At 72.9% G+C, this 26,587-nt stretch carries 25 protein-coding genes and 1 pseudogene; 14 read left to right on the forward strand and 12 right to left on the reverse strand.

Annotation, left to right across the window (positions count from 1 at the left end):
• The first annotated feature begins 157 nt into the window (after window positions 1-157).
• From ACQP00_RS25905 to ACQP00_RS25915, 3 genes are all read left to right on the forward strand, one after another.
• The gene (locus tag ACQP00_RS25905; protein ID WP_433223350.1) at window positions 158-682 is read left to right on the forward strand and encodes a hypothetical protein; all 525 of its coding nucleotides are present in this window, start codon (window positions 158-160) and stop codon (window positions 680-682) included.
• A 185-nt stretch (window positions 683-867) separates the two neighbouring features.
• Window positions 868-2,676 (forward strand): endonuclease/exonuclease/phosphatase family protein, encoded by a 1,809-nt coding sequence (locus tag ACQP00_RS25910; RefSeq protein ID WP_433223352.1) that lies wholly within the window; start codon window positions 868-870, stop codon window positions 2,674-2,676.
• 124 nt (window positions 2,677-2,800) lie between these two features.
• On the forward strand, window positions 2,801-4,864 hold the full coding sequence (locus ACQP00_RS25915; RefSeq protein ID WP_433223354.1) for a PQQ-dependent sugar dehydrogenase: 2,064 nt from the start codon (window positions 2,801-2,803) through the stop codon (window positions 4,862-4,864).
• On the opposite strand, the gene ACQP00_RS25920 is transcribed toward ACQP00_RS25915, so the two are convergent.
• Both ACQP00_RS25920 and ACQP00_RS25925 read right to left on the reverse strand, forming a co-directional pair.
• Window positions 4,857-5,849, reverse strand: a complete 993-nt coding sequence (locus ACQP00_RS25920; RefSeq protein ID WP_433223356.1) for an ABC transporter permease subunit — start codon at window positions 5,847-5,849, stop codon at window positions 4,857-4,859. The two genes, ACQP00_RS25915 and ACQP00_RS25920, sit on opposite strands and share 8 nt — an antisense overlap.
• The gene (locus ACQP00_RS25925; protein ID WP_433223358.1) at window positions 5,846-6,682 is read right to left on the reverse strand and encodes an ABC transporter ATP-binding protein; all 837 of its coding nucleotides are present in this window, start codon (window positions 6,680-6,682) and stop codon (window positions 5,846-5,848) included. Before ACQP00_RS25925 ends, ACQP00_RS25920 begins: the two co-directional genes overlap by 4 nt.
• A gap of 86 nt (window positions 6,683-6,768) precedes the next feature.
• On the opposite strand from ACQP00_RS25925, the gene ACQP00_RS25930 reads away from it, so the two are divergent.
• The 4 genes from ACQP00_RS25930 (at window position 6,769) to ACQP00_RS25945 (ending at window position 10,686) form a co-directional block, all read left to right on the forward strand.
• The gene (locus ACQP00_RS25930) at window positions 6,769-7,422 is read left to right on the forward strand and encodes a response regulator transcription factor (RefSeq protein ID WP_433223360.1); all 654 of its coding nucleotides are present in this window, start codon (window positions 6,769-6,771) and stop codon (window positions 7,420-7,422) included.
• A gap of 2 nt (window positions 7,423-7,424) precedes the next feature.
• Window positions 7,425-8,543, forward strand: a complete 1,119-nt coding sequence (locus ACQP00_RS25935; protein ID WP_433223362.1) for a sensor histidine kinase — start codon at window positions 7,425-7,427, stop codon at window positions 8,541-8,543.
• A 442-nt stretch (window positions 8,544-8,985) separates the two neighbouring features.
• Window positions 8,986-9,210: a CATRA system-associated protein gene (locus ACQP00_RS25940; protein ID WP_433223364.1), complete on the forward strand. Its 225-nt coding sequence runs from the start codon at window positions 8,986-8,988 to the stop codon at window positions 9,208-9,210.
• Between the two features lie 72 nt (window positions 9,211-9,282).
• On the forward strand, window positions 9,283-10,686 hold the full coding sequence (locus ACQP00_RS25945; RefSeq protein ID WP_433223366.1) for a M36 family metallopeptidase: 1,404 nt from the start codon (window positions 9,283-9,285) through the stop codon (window positions 10,684-10,686).
• Between the two features lie 192 nt (window positions 10,687-10,878).
• Here the strand turns inward: ACQP00_RS25945 and ACQP00_RS25950 are convergent, their stop codons facing one another.
• Complete coding sequence (locus tag ACQP00_RS25950; RefSeq protein ID WP_433223368.1) at window positions 10,879-11,265, reverse strand: hypothetical protein; 387 nt, start codon at window positions 11,263-11,265, stop codon at window positions 10,879-10,881.
• Complete coding sequence (locus ACQP00_RS25955; RefSeq protein WP_433223370.1) at window positions 11,262-11,681, reverse strand: MarR family winged helix-turn-helix transcriptional regulator; 420 nt, start codon at window positions 11,679-11,681, stop codon at window positions 11,262-11,264. The genes ACQP00_RS25950 and ACQP00_RS25955 overlap by 4 nt, the downstream gene beginning before the upstream one ends.
• A gap of 59 nt (window positions 11,682-11,740) precedes the next feature.
• Between ACQP00_RS25955 and ACQP00_RS25960 the strand changes: the two genes are divergently transcribed.
• The gene (locus ACQP00_RS25960; protein ID WP_433223372.1) at window positions 11,741-12,604 is read left to right on the forward strand and encodes a hypothetical protein; all 864 of its coding nucleotides are present in this window, start codon (window positions 11,741-11,743) and stop codon (window positions 12,602-12,604) included.
• A gap of 145 nt (window positions 12,605-12,749) precedes the next feature.
• Here the strand turns inward: ACQP00_RS25960 and ACQP00_RS25965 are convergent, their stop codons facing one another.
• Window positions 12,750-13,100 (reverse strand): VOC family protein, encoded by a 351-nt coding sequence (locus ACQP00_RS25965; RefSeq protein WP_433223374.1) that lies wholly within the window; start codon window positions 13,098-13,100, stop codon window positions 12,750-12,752.
• Between the two features lie 36 nt (window positions 13,101-13,136).
• Between ACQP00_RS25965 and ACQP00_RS25970 the strand changes: the two are divergent.
• Window positions 13,137-13,918: pseudogene (locus tag ACQP00_RS25970) on the forward strand (serine hydrolase domain-containing protein).
• On the opposite strand, the gene ACQP00_RS25975 reads toward ACQP00_RS25970, so the two are convergent.
• Window positions 13,905-15,284 (reverse strand): short-chain fatty acyl-CoA regulator family protein, encoded by a 1,380-nt coding sequence (locus tag ACQP00_RS25975; RefSeq protein ID WP_433223376.1) that lies wholly within the window; start codon window positions 15,282-15,284, stop codon window positions 13,905-13,907. The pseudogene ACQP00_RS25970 and the gene ACQP00_RS25975 sit on opposite strands and share 14 nt — an antisense overlap.
• Before the next feature lie 153 nt (window positions 15,285-15,437).
• On the opposite strand from ACQP00_RS25975, the gene aceA reads away from it, so the two are divergent.
• From aceA to ACQP00_RS25990, 3 genes are read left to right on the forward strand one after another with little or no spacing between them, the layout of a single operon-like run.
• Complete coding sequence (gene aceA / locus ACQP00_RS25980; protein WP_433223378.1) at window positions 15,438-16,706, forward strand: isocitrate lyase; 1,269 nt, start codon at window positions 15,438-15,440, stop codon at window positions 16,704-16,706.
• Window positions 16,703-18,295 carry a malate synthase A gene (gene aceB, locus ACQP00_RS25985; protein WP_433223380.1) on the forward strand — a complete coding sequence of 531 codons (1,593 nt, stop codon included), beginning with the start codon at window positions 16,703-16,705 and terminating at the stop codon, window positions 18,293-18,295. Before aceA ends, aceB begins: the two co-directional genes overlap by 4 nt.
• A 20-nt stretch (window positions 18,296-18,315) precedes the next feature.
• Window positions 18,316-19,227 (forward strand): NAD(P)H-binding protein, encoded by a 912-nt coding sequence (locus ACQP00_RS25990; RefSeq protein WP_433223382.1) that lies wholly within the window; start codon window positions 18,316-18,318, stop codon window positions 19,225-19,227.
• Here the strand turns inward: ACQP00_RS25990 and ACQP00_RS25995 are convergent.
• The 3 genes from ACQP00_RS25995 to ACQP00_RS26005 are packed head-to-tail and all read right to left on the reverse strand — an operon-like array spanning window position 19,214 to window position 22,174.
• Window positions 19,214-19,672, reverse strand: coding sequence for a hypothetical protein (locus ACQP00_RS25995; RefSeq protein ID WP_433223384.1), 459 nt, complete (start codon window positions 19,670-19,672; stop codon window positions 19,214-19,216). The two genes, ACQP00_RS25990 and ACQP00_RS25995, sit on opposite strands and share 14 nt — an antisense overlap.
• Window position 19,673: 1 nt before the next feature.
• Window positions 19,674-20,315 carry a response regulator transcription factor gene (locus ACQP00_RS26000; RefSeq protein ID WP_433223386.1) on the reverse strand — a complete coding sequence of 214 codons (642 nt, stop codon included), beginning with the start codon at window positions 20,313-20,315 and terminating at the stop codon, window positions 19,674-19,676.
• The gene (locus ACQP00_RS26005) at window positions 20,312-22,174 is read right to left on the reverse strand and encodes a sensor histidine kinase (RefSeq protein WP_433223388.1); all 1,863 of its coding nucleotides are present in this window, start codon (window positions 22,172-22,174) and stop codon (window positions 20,312-20,314) included. The genes ACQP00_RS26000 and ACQP00_RS26005 overlap by 4 nt, the downstream gene beginning before the upstream one ends.
• A 136-nt stretch (window positions 22,175-22,310) precedes the next feature.
• Between ACQP00_RS26005 and ACQP00_RS26010 the strand changes: the two genes are divergently transcribed.
• Window positions 22,311-22,934 (forward strand): hypothetical protein, encoded by a 624-nt coding sequence (locus ACQP00_RS26010; RefSeq protein WP_433223390.1) that lies wholly within the window; start codon window positions 22,311-22,313, stop codon window positions 22,932-22,934.
• Window positions 22,935-22,954: 20 nt separating this feature from the next.
• Here the strand turns inward: ACQP00_RS26010 and ACQP00_RS26015 are convergent, their stop codons facing one another.
• Window positions 22,955-23,539, reverse strand: a complete 585-nt coding sequence (locus ACQP00_RS26015; RefSeq protein ID WP_433223392.1) for a carboxymuconolactone decarboxylase family protein — start codon at window positions 23,537-23,539, stop codon at window positions 22,955-22,957.
• Between the two features lie 315 nt (window positions 23,540-23,854).
• Here ACQP00_RS26015 and ACQP00_RS26020 point away from each other — a divergent pair, with 315 nt between their 5' ends.
• The gene (locus ACQP00_RS26020) at window positions 23,855-24,433 is read left to right on the forward strand and encodes an adenylate kinase (RefSeq protein ID WP_433223394.1); all 579 of its coding nucleotides are present in this window, start codon (window positions 23,855-23,857) and stop codon (window positions 24,431-24,433) included.
• 152 nt (window positions 24,434-24,585) lie between these two features.
• On the opposite strand, the gene ACQP00_RS26025 is transcribed toward ACQP00_RS26020, so the two are convergent.
• Entirely contained in the window at window positions 24,586-24,951 is a 366-nt protein-coding gene (locus ACQP00_RS26025; protein WP_433223396.1) for a VOC family protein, read from the reverse strand.
• A 10-nt stretch (window positions 24,952-24,961) separates the two neighbouring features.
• The gene (locus ACQP00_RS26030) at window positions 24,962-26,530 is read right to left on the reverse strand and encodes a methyl-accepting chemotaxis protein (protein ID WP_433223398.1); all 1,569 of its coding nucleotides are present in this window, start codon (window positions 26,528-26,530) and stop codon (window positions 24,962-24,964) included.
• Between the last annotated feature and the right edge of the window lie 57 nt (window positions 26,531-26,587).

The following is a 26,587-nucleotide window of genomic DNA, read 5'->3' on the forward strand; positions in this document are numbered from 1 at the left end:
GGCCCAGCGCGCCAGGGGCTGGCGCGGGCTGCGGGCACCGTCACGGACTGTCGCGCAGCGCTGCTGCGAGCCCGCCGCAGGCTGAAGCCCACCGAACGACAGGCGGCTGAGGGAAATGGCGTTGATGGGTGGCGGGCCGACTCGTGATCATTAGGGTGTGACCAGTTTCCCCGCGATCGCTCGCCGGGTTCGTGACGAGAGCCTCGACCCTCGACAACGCCGGATGCGGCTGCGGAACTGCCTTTTCCACTTCGCGCCGTATGGCTTCCGCGCCACCTGGGATCACCTGGCAACCACACACCGCATCCCGGGAAGCATCGAGGTCGATCCATCATCGCTGGTTCGGGCGCTCGGCGAACTCGAGGCGGCCCGTGCGCTGGTGCTGCCGAGGGCGGCCGAGTTTGCGGCCCAGCGGCGCCTGCAGAAGCGGGAGGGGCGGCGCGTCCCGGCAACGCTGCATCCGTGGGACTCATGGGGTTGCAGCGCCATCGCCTACTGCCCTGATCCGCGAAAGCATCCGCCCGAACCGCTTCCCGTCGTGGTGCGCCGGGTGCTCGACGCGTGCGTCGCCGGGGTTGACCCGGCGGGAAGATGCCTCGTCTGTGGCGACGACGATCGGCGCCCGCTCAGAGCCTGCCGGAACTGCGGCGTGCTGCCCGGCGGCCGTGGCAATCCGCTCTGAAGCGCCGATCAGAACCTCCGTCTCGCCGGGACCGACGTGGCCGATCACAGCCAAGCCCGCGACGCAGTCGGGCCGGGGACAAGGATCTCCACACCTCGGCGACATATGGCGGTTGCTCCATGCACCGCTTCGTTTCACTGGAAGGTGGCAGGCTCGATCGCCGACCTTCGATTTGTGGAGCAGCGATGCGCAGACTTCTGCCCCTGGTGTTCGCCCTGCTTGTGGGGGCCTTGAGCGCCGTCGTACCGGTGCGGGCGGCCTCGGCCGCCGCTGACGGTACGCTCACCGCCTCGTCCGTTGCCGTGGGGAGCGATCTCCGGTTCACGTACTCGACGCCCCGGCCGAACGCCAAGAACTGGGTCGGGCTCTACACCGACCCCGGCAACGGGCCGGTGAACCAGGTCTACGTCGGCGCGTCGACCAAATGGGCCTACGCGAGCGCGGCCAGCGGCTCCGGCACGCTGCCGACCAGCGGGCTCGCGGCCGGATCGTACGTGCTGTACTTCCTGTACAACGACGGGTACACGTGGCTCGCCCAGCCGGTCAAGGTGCAGCTCACCAGCGCATCCTCCGGAAGCCTGAAGATCGCCTCCGCGACCGTCGCCGCCGGCACGCCGATCCAGGCGACCTACGCCACGTCGAAGGTGAGCAGCACGAACTGGCTCGGCCTCTACCACAACCCGGGCAACGGGCCGGTGAACCAGGCGTTCGTCGGCGCCTCCGAGCAGTGGGCCTACGCGACCGGCTCCAGCGGCACCGCCGCGATCCCCACCGACGGGCTCACCGCGGGTGACTACATCCTGTACTACCTGTACAACGACGGGTACACCTGGCTCGCGCAACCCGTCACGCTGCGCATCACCGGCAGCGGCACCCCGCACTTCCCGACCGGGGCGTTCACGCTGCGCAACGCCAAGGTCGGGGCGGCCTACTCGGCGTCGGTCGGCGGGCTCGTGCAGGGCAACACGGCCGGGCTGACCTTCGCGAAGACGTCCGGGCCCGCGTGGGTCTCGGTGTCCAGCAGCGGCGCGGTGACCGGCACGCCCACCGCCGGCGGGACCGCGACCGTCGGGATCCGGGCCACCACCAGCACCGGAAGCGCCGACGCCACCGTCAGCATCAAGATTCAAACTGCCGCACTTGTACCGCAAGTGCGCGCGATGAGCTGGAACCTGTGGCACGGCGGGACCGTTGTGAGCAACGGGCTGGAGAAGGAGCTGAAGTTCCTGCTCGACCAGGACGTCGACGTCGTCGGCATCCAGGAGAACTCGGGCGCGGCGGCGCAGCTCGCGGGCGCGCTCGGCTGGTCGTACTACCAGAACAGCGACGTCGCCGTGCTGAGCCGGTACCCGATCACCGCCACGACGCCCACCACCGCCGGTGTCGCCGTCGCGGCGAAGATCGACCTCGGGTCGCGGAGCCTGAAGCTGTGGAGCGCACACCTCGGGTACACCCCCTATGGCCCCTATGACGCGTGCTTCGGGCACCTCTCGGTGCAGCAGCTGCTCGACCGGGAGGCGTCGTCGGGGCGGACCGGGCAGATCAACGGGATCATCTCGGCGATGGCGTCGGACCTGGCCGCGTCGGCGAGCACGCCGGTGCTGCTCACCGGGGACTTCAACGCGCCGTCGCACCTGGACTGGACCGCGGCGAACCCGCGCTGCGGATACGGGGCGGTGCCGTGGCCGTCGTCGACCGCGCCGGCCAACGCGGGGCTCACCGACTCGTATCGGGCGGCACACCCGAACCCGGCGCAGAGCCCGGGCAACACGTGGTCGCCGGTCGACAAGACGTTCGCCGGTGGGTACGGGTACGACTCGCACACCGGCGAGGCCGAGCCGCAGGACCGGATCGACTTCGTGCACTACCGCGGGCCGCTGAGCGTCGTGTCGTCGGAGGCGCTCTGGGTCGGGACGCCGTCGCAGAGCAACCCGGCGGGCAACGCGTGGCCGTCGGATCATGCCGCGGTCTTGACGGTGTTTCAAGTGAACTGAAAATGCTCCTTAAGTCGGCGCGAGCGTTTGACAGGTGACGAACGCGCATCTTCGATGATGCATGTCCGAGGTGTGGGGCGGTCCGCCAGCCGCCCTGCACCCGCGTCACCGGTGGAGGCCCCGCATGCGCGCAAGGTTCGTTCTCGGCGGTGCGGTGCTGGCCGCGATCGTCGTCGGAGCCGGGGCCGCCGTGCTGGTGCCGGCCGAGGCCGCCAGCGGCGCCACGATCGTCAGCGTGGCGTCCGGGCGGTGCCTCGACGTGACGGGGCGGTCGCACACCGACAAGACCGCGATCAACATCTACGACTGCAACGGGCAGGACAACCAGGCCTGGACCTACACCGCGGCCGGTGAGCTGCGGGTGTACGACCAGCCGAAGTGCCTCGACGTCGCCGGTCAGGACACCACGTCGCCGGCCACCGCGCAGCTCTACACCTGCAACGGCGGCGCCAACCAGCAGTGGCGCCTCAACGCCGACGGCACCATCGTGGGCGTGCAGTCCGGGCTCTGCCTCGACGTCACCGGCGCCGCGACAGCCAACAGCACGCCGGTGAACCTGTGGACCTGCAACGGGCAGAGCAACCAGCAGTGGCGCAGCACGCTGGGCAGCGGCGACACCCAGGCCCCGGCCGTGCCCGGCAACCCGCGGGTCAGCGACCTCGTGTGCGACGCGGTCACGTTCGCTTGGAACGCCTCGACGGACAACGTCGGCGTCGCGTTCTACGACGTCTACCACGACGGGCAGCTCATGACGTCCGTGCCCGGCAACACCCTGTCGACCAGCCTGACCGTCGTCGCCGGAGCCACCTGGGGCCTGTACGTCAACGCCCGCGACGCCGCCGGCAACGTCTCCCAGGCCAGCACCACCGTGACGATCACGCCGCCGCAGTGCCAGCCCGACAGCCAGGCGCCGACCGCGCCGGGCGGGCTGACCGCGAGCGTCTCCGGCACCTCGGTCAGCCTCGCCTGGACGGCCGCCACCGACAACATCGGCGTGCGCGCCTACGACGTCTTCCGCAACGACGGCAAGGTCGGCACCATCACCGGCACCGCCACCAGCACCCCGGCGACCACGTTCATCGACAGCGGCCTGGCGGCGAGCACCACCTACCGGTACTACGTCGTGGCCCGCGACGCCCAGGCCAACGTGTCGCCGCACAGCGGCACCGCGACCGTGACCACCGGCGCGGCCTGCGGCAGCCCGGTGTGCGCGGTGACGCAGGTCGGCACCGACACCGACATCCCGTGGGGAATCGCCACGCTGCCGGACGGCAGCATCCTCTACACCCGCCGCGACGCCCACGACATCGTGAAGCTCAACCCGGCCACGGGCGCGCGGACCACCGTCGGCACGGTGCCGAACGTGCAGAGCACCGACGGCGAGGGCGGCCTGATGGGCCTCGCGATCAGCGGCGGCTTCGCGAGCGACCACTGGCTGTACATCATGCACACCTCGCCGACCGACAACCGGATCGTGCGGATCAAACTCAACGGCGACCGGCTCGACACCTCCAGCGAGCAGGTGCTGCTCTCGGGCATCCTGCGCAACAAGTTCCACGACGGCGGGCGGCTGCGCTTAGGCCCCGACGGCAAGCTCTACGCGGCCACCGGCGACGCCCAGAACGGCGACAACGCGCAGAACACCGGCGGCCTCAACGGCAAGATCCTGCGGCTCAACCCGGACGGCTCGGTGCCCTCCGACAACCCGTTCGGCAACTACGTGTGGAGCTACGGGCACCGCAACCCGCAGGGCCTGGCCTTCGACTCGCAGGGCCGGCTGTGGGAGCAGGAGTTCGGCAACTCGGTCATGGACGAGACGAACCTGATCACCCGCGGCGGCAACTACGGCTGGCCCGCGTGCGAGGGCACCAGCGGCACCTGCGGGACCGCCGGCTACATCGCGCCGAAGCGCACCTACCCGACGGCCGACGGCTCCTGCTCGGGGCTCGCCGTCGTCCGGGACGTCGTCTACATCGCCTGCCAGCGCGGCACCCGCCTCTACCGGGCCCCGATCAGCGGGTCGTCCCTGCAGACCCCGCAGGTGTACTTCAACGGCACCTACGGCCGCCTGCGCACCGTGGAACCGGCCCCGGACGGCGGGCTGTGGCTCACCACGTCCAACGTCGGCGACAAGGACAGCGTCCCGAACAACAGCGACGAGAAGCTCTTCCACGTGACCCTCAGCTGACCTTCCGCCGCACCCACCAGAGCCCGAACCCGGCCAGGGCGGCGCTCAGCACCAGGTACGCCGAAGTCTCGATCCACTGGAACGGCCAGTAGCGGCTGCCGGGCTGGTAGGTGTAGGCGAAATGCAGGTTCTTCGTGGCCAGGCAGCCGAAGTCCTTGTCCATGCTGCCCGTCATGCACGAACGGTTCTGCTCGGCGGTGTAGGGCGTGCCGTCGGCGTTGTAGATCTGGTGGATCGAGTCCTCCGGCCAGGTGCCCGCCATCGTGTACCCGATGATGCGCGCCGAGGTCTGATTGAGCCCGAAGCCGTTGGCGTGGGCGAGCACGTCCGGGGTGAGCGCCACGTCCGTGGTCACCGGCGGCATGAGATGTGCCCGGATCGCGTTGGGCACCAGGATCTGCAGCACCGCGTACAGCGCGACGACGATCGCCATGCTCGCCACCGTGCGCCGCACGAGCAGGCCCACGACGACGCCGAGGACGAACGCGAACAGCGCGTAGCCCAACGGCACCACGTTGCGGGCGCCGAAGTTGGCCGCGGCGAACCGGTTGCCGACGTACTGGTCGTAGTCGCTCGCGCTCCAGGTGAGCAGCAGGCTGAGCAGCCCCGCGACGGCGAGCGCGGCCAGGCCCAGCACGGCGAGCTTCACCCCCAGCCAGCGCCCGCGGGTCACGCTCTGGTTCCAGACCAGGCGATCGGTCTTCGACTCCAGCTCCCGGGCGACCAGCGGGGCGCCCCAGAACGCGCCGATCAGGCCGGGCACGGCCATCAGCAGCAGGCCCACGATGCCGACCGGCACCTCGTACCGGTTGAGGAACTCCCGCTTCGTCACGAGGCAGTCCTCGGGCACGCAGTTGATCACCTGCGCGGTGTAGTCGTGGCGGATCTGCACGCCGAGGTAGAGCAGGTAGGCAGCCAGCGCCGTCAGCGCGACCGCCGCCACGATCGCCTGGGTGCGGAACTGCCGCCAGGTGAGCCAGATCATCGGGCCGCCTCCGCCGCCATCATGTACGCCATGCCGACGTCCTCCAGGTCCGTGTGTTCCGCGCCCTCCGGCGGTTCGGCCGAATGCACCACCGAGGGTCCGTTGCGTTCCGTGTGTACGACCCGTGCCCCCGGCGGCAGCGCGCCCGCGCCGGCCGCGACGCGGTGGTGCACGGCGAGCAGGTCGGCGACGTCCCCGGCCACCTGCACCCGGCCGCCGGCCAGCACGATCAGGTGGTCGCAGACCTGGGTCAGGTCGCCCAGCAGGTGCGACGACAGCACCACCGTCACCCCGAGCTCCGTGACGAAGTCGAGCAGGTCGTAGAGGAACGTGCGGCGCGCGATCGGGTCCAGCGAGGCCACCGGCTCGTCGAGGATGAGCAGCTCGCCGCGCTTGGCCGCGGCGATCGTCAGAGCCAGCTGGGCGCGCTGCCCGCCGGAGAGCCGCCCGGCCTTCTGCGCCGGGTCCAGGCCGAGCCGCTCGATGCGCCGCCGGGCCAGGCCGTCGTCCCAGCCCGGGTTGAGCCGGGCGCCGAGGCGCAGGTGGTCGGCGACGGACAGCCCGGAGTACACCGGAGCGTCCTGTGCCACGAACCCGACCCGCGCCAGCTGCGCGGCATCGGCGGCCGGGGCGTGGCCCAGCACCGTGATGCGCCCCTCGCTGGGCGCGATCAGCCCGCAGGTGAGCGCGAGCAGCGTCGACTTGCCGGCGCCGTTGGGCCCGACCAGGCCGACGATCCGCCCCGCCGGCACGGCGAGCGTGCAGTCGGTGAGGGCCGGGCGCCGGCCGTACCGTTTGCTGAGCCGTTCTGTCTCGATGACCGTTGTCGTCATGGGGATGTTGTAGTCCTCGGTCGGTGTCAGCCAGGTGTCAATCGTTGTGACCTGGTTGTCACCGGGCCGGGACTAAGGTCGGCCGCATGAGGGTGCTGGTGGTGGAGGATCAGCGGCAGCTCGCCGACTCGGTCGCGCGGGTGCTGCGCCGCGAGGGACTGGCGGTCGACGTCGCCTATGACGGGGGTGCGGCGCTCGAACGGACCGACGTCGTGGAGTACGACGTGGTGGTCCTCGACCGGGACCTGCCCGGCGTGCACGGCGACGACGTGTGCCGGGCCCTCGTCGCCCGCGAGGCGCCCAGCCGGGTGCTCATGCTCACCGCCTCCGGCACCATCGCCCAGCGGGTCGAAGGGCTGGGCCTCGGCGCGGACGACTACCTGCCCAAGCCGTTCGCCTACGCCGAGCTCGTCGCCCGCATCCGCGCCCTCGGCCGCCGGTCCCGCCCCGCCGTCCCGCCGATCCTCGTCCACGGCGACCTGCGCCTCGACCCGGCCCAGCGGGTCGCCACCCGCGACGGGGCCAGGCTGCCGCTGAGCCCCAAGGAGTTCGCGGTGCTCGAGCACCTGCTGGCCGGGCGCGGCCGGGTGGTGTCCGCGGAGGAGCTGCTCGACCGGGTCTGGGACGAGGCCGCGGACCCGTTCACGACCACCGTCAAGGCGACCATCAACCGGCTGCGCACCAAGCTCGGCGACCCGCCGCTGATCGAGACCGTCGCCCGCGCCGGGTACCGGATCTAGCCATGCCCGCGTCCAACCGGCTGCGGTGGCGGCTCACCCTGCTGTACAGCCTCGCCACGCTCGTCTCCGGCGCGGTGCTGATCCTCATCGTGATCAGCCTGTCGGCCGGGCTGCCGCCGACCGACGTCGCCCAGACGCCGCGCTCGATGGGCCTGCCCCGCCCGCCCGGCGCCGACACCGGGGTGCGGATCGGCATCGCCGACAGCGAGACCCAGAACTTCAAGGAACGGGTGCTCATCACCCCCGGGCTCGCCCTGCTCATCATGGTGCCGATCTCGCTGGGCGTCGGGTGGCTGATCGCCGGGCGGATGCTGCGCCCGGTCCGCACGATGACCGGCCGCCTGCAGCGCATCTCCGGCCGCAACGTGCACGAGCGGCTCGCCGTGGAAGGGCCGCGCGACGAGTTCAAGGAGCTCGCCGACACCATCGACGCGCTGCTCGGCCGGCTGGAGACGGCGCTGGACGGGCACAAGCGGTTCGTCGCCAACGCCGCGCACGAGCTGCGCACCCCGCTCACCGTCGAGCACGCCCTGCTGGAGGAGCCGCTGATCGACCCGGAGGCGGGCGTCGAGGAGTACCGGGCCAACTTCGAGCGATTACTCGCGGTCAACCGGCAGCGCGGGGCCCTGCTCGAGTCGCTGCTCACCCTGGCCGGCAGCGAGTCGGCCCGGGAGACCGGCGTGCCCGTCGAGCTCGACGCGGTGCTGCGCGACGCCCTGCACGGCCTCGCCCCGCCCGGCCTGACCGTGACGGCGACCATCCGCCCGGCCCGCATCCTCGGCGACCCGACCCTGCTGGCCCGGCTCGTCGCCAACCTGCTCGACAACGCGATCCACTACAACACACCCGGCGGCACCGTCGAGGTGGGCACGCGCCAGCTCGACGGGTACGCTCGGCTGATCATCACCAACACCGGCCCCCAGGTGCCGCCCGACCAGGTCGAGCGGCTGTTCGAGCCGTTCCAGCGGCTGCGCCGGGTCGCCGACGACGGCCACCACGGCCTCGGCCTGTCGATCGTGCGGGCCATCGCGACCGTGCACGGCGCCACCCTGGAGGCCCGCCCACGACCGGACGGCGGCCTGAGCGTCCAGGTACTGTTCCCGGCGGACCGCCTTGGCTGACCGCCCCCCGCACGGCAACCACACGCCGCGCGCCGATCCGACGCCGCGCGCTGAGTCGACGCCGCCTGCCGAGCGCACGCCGCCCGCTGAGCGCATGCCGCGAGCTGAGGCCACGTCACGCGCTGGGCGCACGCCGCGAGCTGAGCCGGGCGCGCGCCCTGGGTCGACGCCCGCCGAGCACACGCCGCGAGCCGAGCCGACGCCGCGCGCGGACGGCACGCCGCGAGCTGAGGGTAGGTCACGCGCCGAGCGCACGCCGCGAGCTGAGCCGAGCGCGCGCCCTGAGCCGACGCCCGCCGAGCACAGGCCGCGAGCCGAGCCGACGCCGCGCGCGGAGGGCACGTCACGCGCGGAGGGCACGTCACGCGCGGAGGGCACGTCGCGGGCTGAGCGGACGCCGCGCGGGATTGTGGACACGCTTGCTGACACGCGGCGGTGGCGGTTGCCTGCGGCTGCCTGGATTCTGCTCGACGGGCTCGCCACCCGCGTCGACCGGGCGCTGCGCGACGACGACCCGGCTGCGCTGCAGGACGCTCACCAGCGGCTCGAACTGCTGCGTCCCGGTGCGACGCCGTCCATCGGCGGCCATGGTACGTCGCTGTGCCCGCCCGCCCTCGCCGAGAAGATCGAGACGCTGATCCGCCGCGTGCACACCGGCATCTCGTAGCGCCCCTCGTCGACCCCCTCGCCGCGCATCTGTACATGCGGATGTATCAAGATCCGGGCCTAGGGTCGGCTCATGATGCGTCGACGCGGGTACCGATGGCTGGCGGCCATGACCGCCGGCACCCTGATCGCGACGATGGCGGGGACCACCGCGCACGCCGCCCCGGCCGTGCCCGACGGGCTGCGCCAGATCCAGACGCGCGAGTCGCTGACCGGCACGCACACGTGGTACCAGCAGCTGTACCACGGCATGCCCGTGCTCGGCGGCTGGTACGCGACCCACACCGACAGCGCGACCGGCGAGGTCACGGTCCAGGACGGCCGGCTCGACGTGCGCGGCCTGGCCACCGAGACGCCGGCGGTCGCCCCGGACCACGCCCGCGCCTCCGTCACCGGGCGGACCGGCGGCCAGGTCGCCCGCTCCGAGCTGGTGATCCTGCCGGGGTCGCCCGCCAAGCTTGCCTGGCTGCTGGCCACGCGCACCGGTCGCGGCACGGTCCGCACCGTGCTCGACGCCGGCACCGGCGCCACCCTGCAGGAGAAGAACCTGGCCCGGGAGGCGACCGGCAGCGGCACCGTCTTCGACCCCAACCCCGTCGTGCGGCTGCAGAACGAGTCGCTCACCGACCGCGACGACGCCAACTATCCGGCGCTGCGGGCCGCGTACCGCGAGGTGACCCTCACCCACCTCGACGCCCGCAAGACCACGCTGCAGGGCGACTTCGCGAACAACATCAGCGCCGACGCCGTCCGCTCACCCCGCCGGGTCTACGACTACAACCGCTCGCAGGCCGGATTCGAGCAGGTCATGGGGTACCACAGCATCACCTCGGCGCAGGAGTACATCCACCAGCTCGGGTTCCGCGACGTCAACAACGAGCCGCAGGACTACCAGACGACCGGCTTCACCGACGACAACTCCTTCTACGACCCGGACGTCGACGGCATCACCTTCGGCACGGGCGGCGTCGACGACGCCGAGGACAACGAGGTCATCTGGCACGAGTACGGCCACGCCATCCAGGACGACCAGGTCCCCGGCTTCGGCGAGGAGATCGAGGCCGGCTCCATCGGCGAGGGCTTCGGCGACTACTGGGCGTTCACGATGTCCCAGGCGACCAGCCCGGACACCCGGCGCACCCCGCTGGCCTGCATCGCCGACTGGGACTCGACCTCCTACACCGACGACGTCCCGCACTGCCTGCGCCGCGTCGACGGCACCAAGATGTACCCGGCCGACCTCGAGGGCGAGGTGCACGCCGACGGGGAGATCTGGTCCCGGGCGCTGTTCGACATCAACGGAGCACTGGGCCGTACCAAGGCGAACCGGGTGATCCTGGAGGCGCACTTCCGCTTCGACCCGAACACCACGATGCCGGCCGCCGCGAAGGCGACCGTCAACACGGCCCGCGTGCTCTACGGCGCCGCGGCGGCCGACAAGGTCCGCGCCGCCTTCCACGCCCGCGGCATCCTCTGACCCGTACGCAGGGGGCCCGTCGCGCGTGCGGCGGGCCCTCCGCGTGGTCAGGCCGCGAGCGCGGCGGCGAGTGTGATCGGGCTGCGAGTGGGGCGGTGAGTGTGGTCGGGCCGCAAGTGCGGCGGCGGGTGTGGTCGGGCCGCGAGTGCGGCGGCGGGTGTGGTCGGGCCGCGAGCGCGGCGGCGGGTGTGGTCAGGGCGCCAGCGCGGCGGCGAGGTCGGTGTGGTTGAGGTACACCATGATCTGGAACGAATCTCCCTCGCGCCGCAGCAGGAATGTCGATGTCGTGTGCAGCGGCTCGCCGCCCGTGCGCGGGGCGGTCCAGTCGGCGCCGACGAGCAGGTGGCGGTCGTCGAGGCGCAGCTGGCGGGCGGCGGCGCGGGTGAGTGGGCCGACGCCGGCGCGGTCGAACATGGCGCGGCGGGCGGGCAGGGCGGCGGCGAGCTGGGCCGGGGTGATCGCGACGGCGCGGGCCGGGTCCAGGGCCAGGAACGTGGCGGCGAACAGGGCGAGCGGGTCACCCGAGTCGTAGGCGTCGAGGAAGGCGGCGACGTCGGGGTCGAGCGGGGTCCAGGTCATAGCTGAGCGGTCACCTTCTCCAGCAGGGGGATGACGTCCGCGAGGCGCCGGCGTTCGTCGGCGGTGAGGGTTTCGAGGGCGTCGTGGATGCGCGTGATGCTCGCCGCCTCGCGGGTCCGCAGCGCGGTGCGGCCGGAGGGGTTGATGGTGACGACCGCGCGGCGGCCGTCGGCGGGGTCGGGGGTGCGGCTGATGAACCCCTGCTCGTCGAGGCGGCGCAGGACCGGAGCAATCGCGGCCGACGTCACGTTCTCCTGGCCGGCGAGGCCGCCCGGGCTCGCGGCGCCGGTGCGTTCCAGGCGCTGGAGCACGGCGAGCTCGAGGAAGGACAGGTTGTCGTCGCCGTCGGCGTAGAGCTGCCGCAGCCGGCGCGCGAAGCGGCCCACCGCGAGCCGCAGATCCTGCGCGAGCGTCACGATAGCTAACCTAGCTTAGCTACCCCCGATTTTGAAGCCGGCAGAGCAGAATGCACGGCATGAATCGCTCCGGTGTGGTGGTCGCCGCGATCGCCGCCGTGCTCGGTGGCCTCAGCGGCATCGCGCTCGGCTCGTGGCTGGCGTGGCAGGCCGTGGAACCGACGCTGCCCGACGAGGCCACCACGGTCGGCCTGGCCCACACGGTGCTGCCGGAGCCGTTCGACGAACGCGTCACCTACTACATCCACAAGACCTTCTGGAACCCGTACAGCGAGAACACCCTGCACGGCGGGACCGGCGTGCGGGCGGGCCGGGCCGGCGTCGGCGGCACCGTGCCCGCCGGCACCACCTTCGAGCAGTTCGCCGCGGCCGTCCGGGACAAGATGCGCGCGAACGGCTGGCGGGACGTGCGGCTCACGGTGGAGCGCTACCCGCCGCACACCTCGCCGTCGGCGCACGCGGAGGTGACCGGCACCCGGGCCGGATATCTCGCCGCGGTGGAGGTCACCGAGGGCGACGCGTACAACCCGACGGCGGCGCAGCTGAGTGTCATGTGGGCCGAGCCGCCCGGGCATGTGCGCGACACCGTGCTCGGCGGCCTGGCCGGCGCGCTGCTCGGGGCGGGCCTGGGCTGGTTCACCGCGAACCGCGTCCGCGGGCAGGAACGCGGCCGGCGGCGGGCGTACCGGATCCTGTGCGTGGTCGCGCTGCTGATGCTCGCCCCGGCGTGCCTGGGCAACATCCCGACCTCGACCGGCTCCTGGCTGGCCAACACCGGCCGCAACGGCACGGGCCCGGCGGTGTACTGGGGCGGCTTCGTGATCTACGGGGCCGAGCCGCTCGCCATCCTGTCGCTGCTCCCGATCGTGGCCGCCGTCGTCGTCGCCTGCTGGCCCAGGCCCGCCCCGGCGCGCGCCGAGTGAGTCAGCGCCCCTGCGTGCCCGGCGCGCGCCGAGTGAGGCAGCGCCCGGGCCTGCCCGGCGCGCGCCGGGCGAGTCAGCGCCCCGGTCTGCCCGGCGCGCGCCGGGTGAGGCGCTGCCGCGGTCTGCCCCGCACGCGCTGGGTGAGTCAGCAGAGCAGGCAGAACTCGTTGCCCTCCGGGTCCCGCAGCACGACGAACCCCTCGTCCCCCTGCTGGCCGACGTCCGCCCGGGTAGCGCCGAGCGCGAGCAGGCGCTCGATCTCCGCGTTCACGTCGCCGTCGGCCACCAGGTCGGGGTGGTCGCGGTTCTTGCCCGACTTCGCCGCGTCCGTCGGCTGCAGCCAGACGCTCAGCCCCGCACCGTTCCGCGGCCGCAGATGCGCGCCGTCGCCGTCGTCGTCCGGTTCGATGCCGTACCCGAGCACCTGCGACCAGAAGCCGGCCATCTTCTGCACGTCGTGCACGTCGAGCGTCCACTGCGCGAATCGGCTCACCATCGGCCTCACCTGCCCGGCGCTGGAGGGATGAAACACATGGAGCTGTCCGGTGTGCTCGCGGTCGCCCGGCCGGGTGCGCCGCCGCGCGTGACGAGCGGCGGGGGCTGCACGACGGCGACCCGGTTCCAGGTCGCCTCGGTGACGAAGAACCTGGCCGCGGTACTGGCGATGCTCCTCGCCGAGGACGGCCGGCTCGACGTGCACGAGCCGATCGCGCGCCGGTTGCCCGAGGCGCCGCCGGACTGGGCCGGCATCACCCTGCACCACCTGCTGAGCAACAGCTCGGGGATCGGGCACTGGCCCCAGATCCCAAGCGTTGACACGGTGCGCCGCGCACCTCCCCGCAAGGCCGCTTCCACTACTCGAGCCCCGGCTTCCTGGTCGCCGGCGTCGTCATCGAGCGGGCGGCGGGCCGGCCGTACCCGCAGGTGCTCGCCGAACGCGTGCTGGAGCCGCTCGGCCTGCACGCGACGGTCAGCGGCCGCCGGCCGTCCGATGTGGTCGCGGGCCACCGCGCCGGGGTGCCGGTCCCGTCGTGGTCGGTCGATTCGATGGTGGCGGCGGGCGACGTCTGCTCGACCGTCGCCGACCTGCTCACCTACGCCGAGGCGCTGGACGCGGGCCGGCTCGTGTCGCGCGCGTCGCTCGCGCTGATGCGCACCGCGCACACGACGTTCGACGAGCCGGACCTCGGCTGCGCCGGCCGCCTCGCGGTGACCGGCTACGGCTACGGGCACTTCGTGGGCACCCTCGACGGCCGCCCGGCGGCGATGCACACCGGCGACAACCCCGGCTACCGCGCGCTCACCGGAGTTTGAGCGGGTACGGCACGAACGTGCTGCGGTTCTCGTCCAGATCGAGCTGCCGGCTGATCGGCGCCGCCGCCCGCTGCGGGCAGGTCGCCCGCTCGCACGTCTTGCAGCCCGGCCCGATCGGCATCGCGGCGTCGGCGTCGTGCAGGTCCATGCCGGTGGAGTACACCAGCCGCGCCGCGTGCCGGATCTCGCAGCCCAGGCCGATCGCGTAGACCTTGCCGGGCTGGCCGTAGCCGCCGTGGTGGCGGGTGATGGTGCGGGCGATCCACAGGTATCGCTGGCCGTCGGGCATCGCCGCGACCTGGGTGACCGGGCGGCCGGGGGAGGAGAACGCCTCGTACACGTTCCACAGTGGACACGTGCCGCCGGTGCGGGAGAACGGGAAGCCGGTCGCCGACTGACGCTTCGACATGTTGCCGGCCCGGTCGACGCGCACGAACGAGAACGGCACGCCGCGGGCGCGCGGGCGTTGCAGCGTCGACAGCCGGTGGCAGACCGTCTCCCAGCCCATCGCGAAGTGCTCGGTGAGCAGGTCGATGTCGTACCGGCGGGCCTCGGCGGCGGTCAGGAACTGCTCGTAGGGCAGGATCAGCGCGGCTGCGAAGTAGTTGGCCAGCCCGACCCGGGTCAGGATCTGGGTCTGCACGTCGTCGAAGTGCTCCTCCTCGACGATCTCGTCGATCACGTCCGCGTACTCCAGCAGCGCGAGCTGGGCCGCCATGCGCATCGCCTCCTGCCCGGCCCGCAGCGAGGTGGACAGGTGCAGGGTCTGGGTCCGCGGCTCGTACCGGTGCAGCTCCCCGTAGGCCTCCTCGCGCACGATCCGCACGCCGTGCCGTTCGCTCAGGCGGTCGCGCAGGGCCGGGCGGACCTCGCCCCGGCGCAGGTTCATCCGCACCGCCAGGGCCTCGGCCGCCTCGTCGAGCAGCGGCACGTAGTTCTGGCGGCGGTAGAAGAACTCCGTCACCTGGTCGTGCGGGCTGCGCCCGAGCTGGCCGCGGTCGCCGACGAGCTCGGTGAGCTGGTCGGAGACCTGACGGTACCGGCGATGCAGATCGATGATCGACTCGGCCAGCTCCGGCAGGCGGGAGGCCAGCTCGCTCAGGTCCGCGATGCTCCCGGCGCCGGCCAGGGCCTCGCGCAGCCCGGCCACCAGCTGCGGGGTGTCGTGCTGGGCGAACACGGCCGGGTCGATGCCGAACAGCTCGGTCGCGCGGATGAGCACCGGCGCGGTGAGCGGCCGCACGTCGTGCTCGATCTGGTTGAGATAGCTCGGCGAGATGGCCAGGTGCCGGGCGAGGTCGGTCTGGCTCAGGCCGTGCTCCTCGCGCAGCCGCCGCAGCCGGGCGCCCGCGAACACTTTCGCCATCACTTAGAAATAGCACCAATGTCAAATTGTGTTTTCGCAAGTTAGCAAAACCGCTCGGAAAATTGGCAAGACTTGGCTTTTTCCGCCCCTCGACCGCCCCATTGACCTCGTGTGACCGTTTGCGGAGAAGCACGGCACACTAGGGAGCGAACGATGAGCGACGCAGTCGAGCAGTTGCGGCAGGAATGGGACACCGACCCGCGCTGGCAGGGGGTGCGGCGCGACTACGACGCTTCGGACGTGGTGCGGCTGCGCGGGGCGATCCAGGAGGAGCACACCCTGGCCCGCCGGGGCGCCGAGCGGTTGTGGCAGCTGATCCACGACGAGGACTACGTGCACGCGCTGGGCGCGCTGACCGGCAACCAGGCCGTGCAGATGGTCCGGGCCGGGCTGAAGGCCATCTACCTGTCGGGCTGGCAGGTGGCCGCCGACGCCAACCTGTCCGGTCACACGTACCCGGACCAGAGCCTCTACCCGGCCAACTCGGTGCCGGCGGTGGTGCGGCGGATCAACAACGCGCTGCTGCGCGCCGCCCAGATCACCACCGCCGAGGGTGACACCGGCACCGAGTGGCTCGCCCCGATCGTCGCCGACGCGGAGGCCGGTTTCGGCGGCGTCCTCAACGCGTACGAGCTGATGACCGGCATGATCGTCGCGGGCGCGGCCGGCGTGCACTGGGAGGACCAGCTCGCGTCGGAGAAGAAGTGCGGCCACCTCGGCGGCAAGGTGCTCATCCCGACCGGGCAGCACATCCGCACGCTGCAGGCGGCCCGGCTGGCGGCCGACGTCGCCGGGGTCCGCTCGCTGATCGTGGCGCGCACCGACGCGCAGGCGGCGACGCTGCTCACCACGGACATCGACGAGCGGGACGCGCCGTTCGTGAGCGGTGAACGTACCGGCGAAGGCTTCTATCGTTTCCGCAACGGCGTCGAGGCGTGCATCGCCCGCGGGGTGGCCTACGCGCCGTACAGCGACCTGCTCTGGATGGAGACCAGCACCCCCGACCTCGAGGTCGCCCGCCGCTTCGCCGAGGCCGTCAAGCGCGAGCACCCCGAGCAGATGCTCGCGTACAACTGCTCGCCGTCGTTCAACTGGCGCAAGCACCTCGACGACGCCACCATCGCGAAGTTCCAGCGCGAGCTCGGCCACATGGGCTACAAGTTCCAGTTCATCACCCTGGCCGGCTTCCACGCGCTCAACTACTCGATGTTCGACCTCGCGCGCGGCTACGCGAACGAGGGCATGACCGCGTACGTGGCGCTGCAGGAGCGCGAGTTCGCGGCCGAGGCGCAGGGCTACACCGCGGTCAAGCACCAGCGGGAGGTCGGCACCGGGTACTTCGACCTGATCAGCACCGTGCTGAACCCCGCGGGGGAGACCACGGCGCTGCGCGGCTCGACGGAGACGGAGCAGTTCGCATGAGGTACAAGATCAATGGTCCGATGCACGAGCGCTTCGACGAGGTGCTCACGCCCGGCGCCCTGGACTTCCTCGTCGCGCTGGACGACCGGTTCGCCGCCCGCCGCGTGGCCGTGCTCGACACCCGCCGCGCCCGCCGGGCCCGCTTCAGCGCCGGGCAGATGCCCGACTTCCGGCCCGACACCGCGGCCGTGCGCGCCGATCCCACGTGGCGGGTCGCGCCGCCCGCGCCGGGCCTGGAGGACCGCCGGGTCGAGATCACCGGGCCGCCGGAGCGCAAGATGACGGTCAACGCCCTGAACTCGGGGGCGAAGGTGTGGCTGGCCGACTTCGAGGACGCCACCGCGCCGACCTGGGAGAACGTCATCGGCGGGCAGCTCAACCTGATGGACGCGCTGGACCGCAACCTCGACTTCACCGACGAGCGCGGCAAGCGCTACGCGCTCGGCGAAAGTGAGCAGCTCGCCACCATCGTGGTCCGCCCGCGCGGCTGGCACCTGGTCGAGAAGTGGATCGTCGTCGACGGCCGCCCGATCTCCGCCAGCCTCGTCGATTTCGGGTTGTACCTCTACCACTGCGCGTTCCGCCAGCTCGACACGGGCGGTGGGCCGTACTTCTACCTGCCCAAGCTCGAGGACCACCGCGAGGCGCGGCTGTGGAACGACGTGTTCGTGTTCGCGCAGCAGTACCTCGGCCTGCCGCAGGGCACGATCCGGGCCACGACGCTCATCGAGACGATCACCGCCGCGTTCGAGATGGAGGAGATCCTCTACGAGCTGCGCGAGCACTCGGCCGGCCTGAACGCGGGCCGGTGGGACTACATCTTCAGCATCATCAAGAACTTCGGCCAGTGGTCGGACTTCGTCCTGCCCGACCGCGCCGAGGTCACGATGACCGTGCCGTTCATGCGCGCGTACACCGAACTGCTCGTGCGGACCTGTCACAAGCGGGGCGCGCACGCCATCGGCGGCATGGCGGCGTTCATCCCGAGCCGGGACACCGCCGTCAACACGGCCGCCGTGGCCAAGGTCGAGGCGGACAAGCAGCGCGAGGCGGGCGACGGCTTCGACGGCTCCTGGGTCGCCCACCCGGGCCTGGTGCCGGTCTGCCGCGACGTGTTCGACCGGGTGCTGGGCGAGCGGCCGAACCAGCTCGACCGGCTGCGCGAGGACGTCGAGGTGACCGCCACCGATCTGCTCGCGGTGGACAAGACCCCGGGCCAGGTGACGGCGGCCGGGCTGCGCGCGAACATCGCGGTGGCGCTGCGGTACATCGACGCGTGGCTCGGCGGCACCGGCGCGGTGGCGCTGTCGAACCTCATGGAGGACGCGGCCACCGCCGAGATCGCGCGCTGCCAGGTGTGGCAGTGGCTGCACCACCGCACCCCCCTCGCCGGCGGCGGCACGGTCACCGAGCCGACGGTGCGCGCGCTGCTGGCCGAGGAACTGGCCGCCCTGAGCGAGTCGCGGACCGGCGCCGAGCTCGAACGCGCGGTCGCGGCGGCCGGGGTGGTCGAACGCGCGATGCTGGAGGAGTACCTGCCGCCGTTCTTCACCACGGACGCGTACGCCCACCTGGCTCCGTCGGCCTAGCATCATCGACAATCGATCGCGTGAAAATCTTCGTGGTCGGTGGCAGCGGATTGATCGGCGCGCATGTCGGGGCGGTGCTGCGCGAGCGGGGACACGAGGTGACCTCGCTCGCGCGCACCGCCCGCGACGGCGTGGACCACGTGCTCGACCTCGGCGCGGCGTCGGTCGGCGAGCTCGGGGAAAGGCTGCAAGGACACGACGGCATCGTGTACGCCGCGCGCACCGACGAGCAGCGCCCGCTGCGCAAGCCGATCCTGCCGGCGTTCCGCCGCGACATGGTCGAACCGGTCGCGCGGCTGTTCACCGCCGCGCGCACGGCCGGGCTCACCCGCGGCGTGGTGATGGGCTCCTACTACACGTACTTCGACCGCCTGCACCCCGAGTGGCGGCTGGCCGAGCGGCACACCTACATCCGCTGCCGGGTCGAGCAGGCCGCGCAGGCGCGCACCGCGGCGGGGCCGGACCTGCCGGTCGCCGTCATCGAGCTGCCGTTCGTGTTCGGCGCGGCCGGCGACCGCCTGCCCAACTGGGCGCCGGCGCTGGAGCGGTGGGCCCGCTCGGCCACGCCGATGCTGGCACCGGCGGGCGGGACGGCGGCCGTGTCGGTGCGTACCGTGGCCGAAATGGCCGCCGACGCGCTCGAGAGCGCGGACGGGTCCGACCTGCCGGCCGCCGACGAGAACTTGACCTGGCGCGACCTGCTCGCCCGGATCGCCCTGGCCGCCGGACGCCCGCGGCCCGTGCGCCGGCTGCCCGGCGGGGTCGTGCGCGCCGCCACCGGGCTCGGCGGGGCGCTGCAGGCGTTGGGCGGCAAGGAATCCGGCGTCAACGTGGGCCACGCCGCCGGGCTGTTCCTCGCCGAGCTCTACGTCGAACCGGCCACCGGCCGCGACCTCGGCGGCGCGATCCGCGAGACGTTCAGCCCTCGATGACCCAGGGCTCCGGGCGCGGGCCGGCGCGGTCGATGACGTCGCTGCGCAACCGGCGCACGGTGGCCTCGGACAGGCCCGGGGTGTCGTCGACGGCCAGCTCGACGGCGGTCGCCCGCGGGTGGCCCACCGAGATCTCCCAGTAGTCGACGCGGATCGCGGCCAGGCCCCGGTCCGTGTCGAGCAGCACGGTGACGCTGCCGTCGCGGTCGTCGCCGTCGTAGAGATAGGCGCTGCGGTCGAGCACCCGGCAGCCGGTCACCCGGCCCCACGGGTTGTCGGCCGCGTACAGCCGGGAGCCGGCGGCGCAGATGCCGTCCGCCCGGGACTCCACACTCGCCCAGTGCCAGCCGAACCACAGGCCGTTGCAGGCCAGGAACAGGGCCAGGCCGAAGAGGAGGATCGCGACGAGCATCCCGCCGTCGCGGCGCCGGCTGGTGGCACGCACGTCAGGCCCCGCCGAGACCGGCCTGGCGGGCCTTGACGATCGCCTGGGCACGCTCGGACACCTGCAGCTTGGCGAAGATGTTCGAGACGTGGTTCCGCACCGTCTTGAGGCTGATCATCAGCTCGTGCGCGATCGTGGCGTTGCCCTTGCCCGCCGCGACCAGTTCGAGCACCTCGCGCTCGCGCTCGGTCAGGGCCGGGAACGCCGCCGCCGCCGAGCCGCCGCCGGAGGCGAAGTGGGCGATCACCCGCTGCGCGACCTGCGGCCCGAAGATCGCCTCACCGGCCGCCGCGGCCCGGATCGCGCGCTCGATCTCGGCCTGGTCGGCCCCCTTGAGCAGGTACCCGCGGGCGCCGGCGCGCATGGCGGCGAAGACCGAGTCGTCGTCCTCGAACATCGTCAGCACCACGACCGCGGCCGCCGAGCCGGCGTGCGCGAGCCGGCGGGTCGCCTCGATCCCGTCGAGCTCGGGCATGCGGATGTCCATGAGGATCACGTCCGGGCCGAGCGAGCGCGCCAGCTCGACCGCCTGCTCGCCGGTCGCGGCCTCACCGACGATCGCGATGTCGGGGCTGCCGTCGAGCATCAGCTGCAACCCGCGCCGGTACGCGGGGTGATCGTCGGCGACGAGGAGCCTGATCACGCGGTACCTCCGACGGCGAGCGGGAGTTCGGCACGCACCAGTGTGCCTCCCTCGGGGCGCGGGGCGACGGTGCAGGTGCCGCCGAGTTCGGCCGCGCGGTCGCGCATGGACGTCCAGCCGACGCCCGGCGCGGCCCGGCCCGGGCCGCGGCCGTTGTCCTCGACGCTCACCCGCAGCCCGCCGCCGGCCACCTCGAGGCGCACCCGGCAGCGCGCGGCGGCGGCGTGGCGCACCACGTTCGTCATCGCCTCGGACGCGATCCGGTACGCGGCGACCTCCACCGCCGCCGGCAGCGCCGGGACGTCGCCGGGGCCGGTCACCTCGAACGCCACGGTGCCGGAGAGCGAGGCGGCCCGCTGGCGCAGCGCGTCGAGCAGGCCGACCTCGTCGATCGCGGGCGGGCGGAGGTCGTCGACGAGGCGGCGTACCTCGGCGATGGCCGCCCGCACCTCGTCGCGCGTCTCGGCGATGAGGGCGTTGCGCTGCTCCGCGTCCGGGCGGGACTGCGTGGCGTCGAGCTTGAGCACCACCGCGGCCAGCGCCGGGCCGACGCCGTCGTGCAGGTCGCGGCGCAGCCGCCGGCGCTCTTCCTCGCGGCCGGCGACGATCCGGGCCCGCGAGTCGCGCAGCTCGTCGTTGAGCTGCTCGGCGCGCACCAAAATCGCCGCGTACCGGGCCAGGTCGCCGAGCAGGTCGAGGGCCGCCCGGTCGAGCGGCGCGGCGACCTCGAGCACGCCGACGCGCGCGCCGCGATGCATCATCGGCACCCGCACGGCCTCGCCGGCGCCCCCGGACGGTGCGGTGTCCCCGGACGGCGCGGTGTCCCCGGGCTGTGCGGTGTCCACGAGGCGTACGCCGTCGACGCGCAGGGCGTCGGCCACCGCCGCGGCGACCGCGACCCGCAGACCGTCCGGATCGGCGGCCTCGGCCCGGGCCGCCAGCAGTTGCAGGGCCGCGCGGGGATCGGCGCGCAGACCGTACACCCAGCGCTCGATCCTGGCCCGCAGCACTGATTGCGCGGGGTGCACGGCGACCGCCACCACGCCGACCGCGAGCAGCCCGCCCGCCGTGCCGTTGCCCACCAGCCGGTCGGTGCCGAACAGCAGCAGCGCGTAGACGGCGACGACCGCCGCCACCAGCGGCAGGTAGGTGAGCGTGCGGGACAGGACGAGCCGGATGTCGAACAGGCGGTGGCGCAGGATCGCGATCCCGATCGTGACCGGCAGCCCGACCGCGACCAGGCCCAGCGCCGCGGCGAAGAGCCGCCCCCCGCCGAGCAGGAAGTGGTCGACCCACCCGGTCAGCAGCGTCACCGGGATCGTGAGCGCACCCCACACCAGCCACAGCAGCTGCAGCCGCTCGTCGTCGCGGGCCCGGCGCAGCCGCCACCAGACCGCCGCGACGCTGCCGAACACGAGCAGCGCCACCAGCACCAGACCGGCCGCCCCGAGCAGGCCCGACACCGGCGCCGGCAGCCACGGCAGCGGCGGCGCGGCGCCGGCGTGCGCGGCCGCGTACCCCTCGCGGTCGCCGGCCGCCCCGACCACGAACGCGACGACGCCGGCCAGCCCGCCGCGCACCCACCAGCGCCAGAACCGGCTGCCGAACCGCCCGTCCGGCAGCAGGTACGCGACCAGCACCAGGAACAGGAACAGCAGCACCCACAGCCCCTGCCCGAGCTGGTCGGCGACGCGGCCGGCGGGAGTGGTGGCCGTACCGGGGAAGGCGAGCAGGACGAAGAACGCCGCACCGTGCGCGATGAGCAGCCATCCGGCCGGGTGCCGGGCCCGCCCGCGCACCACGAGCACGCCGATCACGATCGGAACGGCCGCGCCGGCGGCGACGAGCACTGGCTGCATGGCCGCCATTGTGGCCGCGCCGCGCTGGTCCTGTCAGCACGCCCGGGAACGGTTCCCGGCCCGCCCGGGACGCCGGGATCGTGCGGCCGGGGCGCCGGGACGCGTCTGCTGAAGCCCCAACCGAGAGGAGCAAGCCATGCAGAAGTTCCTGCCCTGGTCCGGTGTCCTGGCCGGAGCCGCCTGGGCGGTCCAGCTGTTCGCCGCCACCACCCCCGACGACCCCGCCGACCCGCGCGCGGTGACCGTGATCGGCGACGCCGTCGTCGCGAACTACGCCGCCGGATTCGCCCTCCTGGCCGGCGTTCTTTTCCTGGTACTCTTCGCCGCCGCCACCCGCCGCGGCCTGCGCTCACGGGAGGCGGGCGAGTCGACGTACTCCTCCGTCGCGCACGGCGGCCTGCTCGTCGCGGCCGGCGGCTTCGGCGCGCTCGGCGTCGTGCAGATCGCCCTCACCAACGCGGCCCGCGCGCACGACGCCGCCGCGACCGCCACCCTCGGGCAGCTCGCGCTGATCGGCTGGCTGCCCGCGCTGGCCGGGCTGATCGCCGCGTTCCTCGGCGTGGGGCTGGGCGGGTGGCGCACGGCCGCGCTGCCGAAGTGGTTCGCGGCCGCCACGGTGGTGCTCGCCGTGGTGGGGGTGCTCGGACCGCTGGCGATCGTCGTGTACCTCGTGCTGCCCCTGTGGCTCGCGACCGCTTCGGTGCTGCTGGCGGTCCGTCGCTCGACCGCACCGGACCGGCCCGCCGAGGCGATGGTCTGAGCGGTCGCGCTCCCGGCGCACTACGCCGCGGTCCGGGCGTTTGGGGTGAGCGCCGCGACCAGGGCGGGATCGAGCGTCGCCGCATAGGCCGGATCGGGACGCGCGCCGACGGCGGCGATGACCGTGCTGAAGAAGCAGCGGGCGGCCGCGGCGAGGGCGACGTCGAGGATCTCGGGGTCGCTCAGCCCGTGGCCGCGCAGCACGTCGACGTCGGCGGCGGTGATGCCGTTGGGGTCGTCGGCCACCCGCTCGGCGAAGTCCATGACGGCCGCGTCGGCCGGGTCCAGGCCCGCATCGTGATGGTCCTTCGCGATGCGGGCCACGGTCCCGGCGTCGTGGAACCGTTCGCGCAGCAGCTTGCCGTGCGCGAGGCTGCAGTAGGCGGACCCGAGGCGGCGGGCGGCGGCGAGGGTGATCAGCTCGTACCGGTGCGGGTCCATGGTGGACCGGACGGCGCCGTTGAGCCCGGCCCAGGCATCGACGGCGGCGGGGCGCCAGGCGAGGGCGCGGGTGTAGTTGGCCACGTACCCGAGGCGGGCCCGATCGGCGGCGTAGAGGCGCTCGACGTCCGGGTCGTGCGCGGGCGGGTCGGCAAGGAACGACATGCCGGGCACGCTAGGCCGCCCGCGCCACCCCCGACATGGGTGAAGTTGCCCATCTTGCGGTGTCCAGGCCCCGCGTCGTGCGGACGGGGGAGTGGCGGTCGAAGACGTCACCGTGCGTGGCGGCACCCGGCGAGATGCTCCCCGGCGGCACCTTCGCCTGCCCGTCGAGCGGGTCCGGGAGCCGGCCGGAGAGCTGGCCGGCCCGGGCAGCACCGGCCCGCGTGACGGCGACGGTGGATCTTACGGACTCCTTGTGAGTCGGCACTGCGAACCTGCCCGGGTTGCCTGAGCAGTGACATGCGTTAGCGTGGTCGCGTGCGGGTCTTGATGGTTGCGCCGCCCGGCGCGGGTAAAGGTACGCAGGGTGCCGTGATCGCCGAGCACTTCCACATCCAGCGCGTGGCCATCGGCGACCTGTTACGGCGCAACGTGTCCGAGGGCACCGAACTCGGCCGGCGCGTCGAACCGCTCCTGCAACACGGCGATCTGGTGCCCGACGACGTCGTGCTGGACCTGCTGCGCCAGGGGCTGCTGGAGGCCAAGGCGGCGGGCGGCGGCTACGTGCTGGACGGCGTTCCGCGCACGGTCTCGCAGGCCCTCGCCGCCTACCGGGTCGCCCGCTCGATCAACATGACCGTCGACGTGGCCCTGCACCTCGAGGCCGACGACGACGAGCTGATGCGCCGGCTGCTCAAACGCGCGGACATCGAACACCGCCCGGACGACACCGAGCCGGTGATCCGCGAACGGCTGAAGCTGTACCGCGAGGTCACCCAGCCGGTGCTCGCCTTCTACGCCCGGCGCGGCATCCTGCTCAGCGTGGACGCCATGCGACCGGTCGAGGTGGTCAGCGCCGACGTCCTGTCCGCCCTGGAGGCCCGCGCCGCGGTGTGACCGGCCGCGGCTCCAGCCACCGCCGCGGACGGGAAGGCCGGCCGCGCCAGACTGCGTCGACGGCGGTGACCGTCACAGCGCACGCCGAGCGGCCCGGGCCGGATGAGCGCGCCCGGCGCGACCCGAGCCGCGCCGAGGACGCAGCGGTCCGCCTAAGCGCGATGTTCGACCAGGCCGACGAGGTTGCCCTCGCTGTCCACCACGAACGCCTGCCACTCCTGCGTGCCGGCCGGCCCGAGGGTGTCGTCCGGATGCGCGAAGATGACGTGCGGTTCGGAGCGGATCTCGGTGCCCGCGTCGCGCAGCCGGGCGACTGTGCCCTCGATGTCGGCGACCGCCAGGTACAGCAGCGCCGGCGGGGCACCCCGTTCGAGCAGCAGCCGCGTGCCGCCGAGGTCGAAGAAGACCAGCCCGGGCGGATCGAACGTGGCGAGCGGTCCGGTGCCGAGCAGTTCCGCGTACCAGCGCGCGGCCCGCCCCAGATCCTCGGCGTGCTGCGCGACCTGCACCAGCCTCATCCGGGCAGTATCACACGCTGCGGAACCGGCCCACGAGGTGCTGCAGTTCGGCGGAGAGCGACGTGAGCTCGCCGCTGGCCTGGCGTCCGGCCTCGACGCTGCGGCTGGTCTCCTCGGCGGCCGCCGCGACCTCGGCCACCGTGTCGGCAATCGAGCGGGTGCCGTCCGCCGCCTCGGCCACGTTGCGGGTCATCTCGCCGGTCGTCGCCGTCTGCTCGTCCACGGCCGACGCGATCGTCGTCTGGTACTGGCTGATCTGCCCGATGATCCCGCTGATCTGCTCGATCGCGGCGACCGCACCGGCCGTGTCGGACTGGATCGTGCGTACCCGCGCGGCGATGTCCTCGGTCGCCCGCGCCGTCTCCTGCGCGAGTTCCTTCACCTCGCCGGCGACGACCGCGAACCCCTTGCCCGCCTCACCCGCGCGCGCCGCCTCGATCGTGGCGTTCAGCGCGAGCAGGTTCGTCTGCTCGGCGATGGACGTGATGACCTGCACGACGTTGCCGATCTCGGCCGACGACTCGCCGAGCTTGGTGACCGTGTGGTTCGTGGCGGTCACGACGACCACGGCCTGCTCGGCGACGCGGGCACCCTCGCTCGCACTGCGCGCGATCTCGCGGATCGAGGCCGACATCTCCTCCGACGCGGCCGCGACGGTCTGCACGTTGCCGGACACCCGCCCGGCCGTCGCGTCGGCCGTCCGGGCCCGTTCGAACACGGACGTCGCGCTGCCGGCGACGCTCGCGGTCACCGAGTCGAGCTGCCCGGAACTGTGCGCGACCAGGTTCGCGCTGCGCGCCAGCGCCCCGACCGTCTCGCGCACCCCGGCCGTGGCCCGCTCCACGGCGTGCGCCATCGCGCCGATCTCGTCGCTGCCGCCGACCTCCGCCGACACGCTCAGATCTCCCTCGGCCATCGCATCCATCGCCGCGACGACGGGCCGCAGCCGCCGCGTGATCGACGCCGCCACCGCGAGCGCCAGGGCGGTCGCGACGACCAGCCCGACGATGAGCGCGATGAGCACCTGCAGCCGCGCCGTGTCGAGCTGCCCGTGCGCCCCGGCGACCGCCACGTCGACCGCGGTGGACTGCAGCCCGGCGAGCTTGGCCATCGCCGCCTCCATGCCCGGTACGACGACATTGAAGTCGACCGTCGGCGCCCGCCCCGCCGCGATCTCACCCATCGCCGCGTTGAACTGCTTCCACAGCTCCGAGAACGTGCTCGCGGTCTGCTCGGCCTCGCTCGTCATCGGCTGCTGCCCCAACCGCACCAGCGCCGCATCGAGCGCCTTCGACGCCGTGGCGGTGTCCTGCTGGGCACTGGCGATCTCGCTCAGATTCCCGCCGGCGTTGCCCATCCGCGCCGCATTGTGCGCGATCATCGCCAGGTCACCGCGAATGTCGCTGATGAGCGAGAGCGTGCGGACGTTCTCGGTCTTGATCTGCTCGACCGTCTGGTCCATCGAGGTCATCCGGGCCAGCGCCAGGCTCCCGGTGACGATCGCGGTGAGCGCCATCGCCACGAGGCCCACCAGCATCTTCGTCCGCATCCGCCGGTTGGCGAGCCATCCGCTACCCATGGTCAACTCCAGTTCCAGACGCCTCGGTCACCCCGCTATCGGCGCCTGGAACAGCGA

Source organism: Dactylosporangium sp. CS-047395 (assembly GCF_050942185.1).
In the GTDB taxonomy this organism is placed as follows: domain Bacteria; phylum Actinomycetota; class Actinomycetes; order Mycobacteriales; family Micromonosporaceae; genus Dactylosporangium.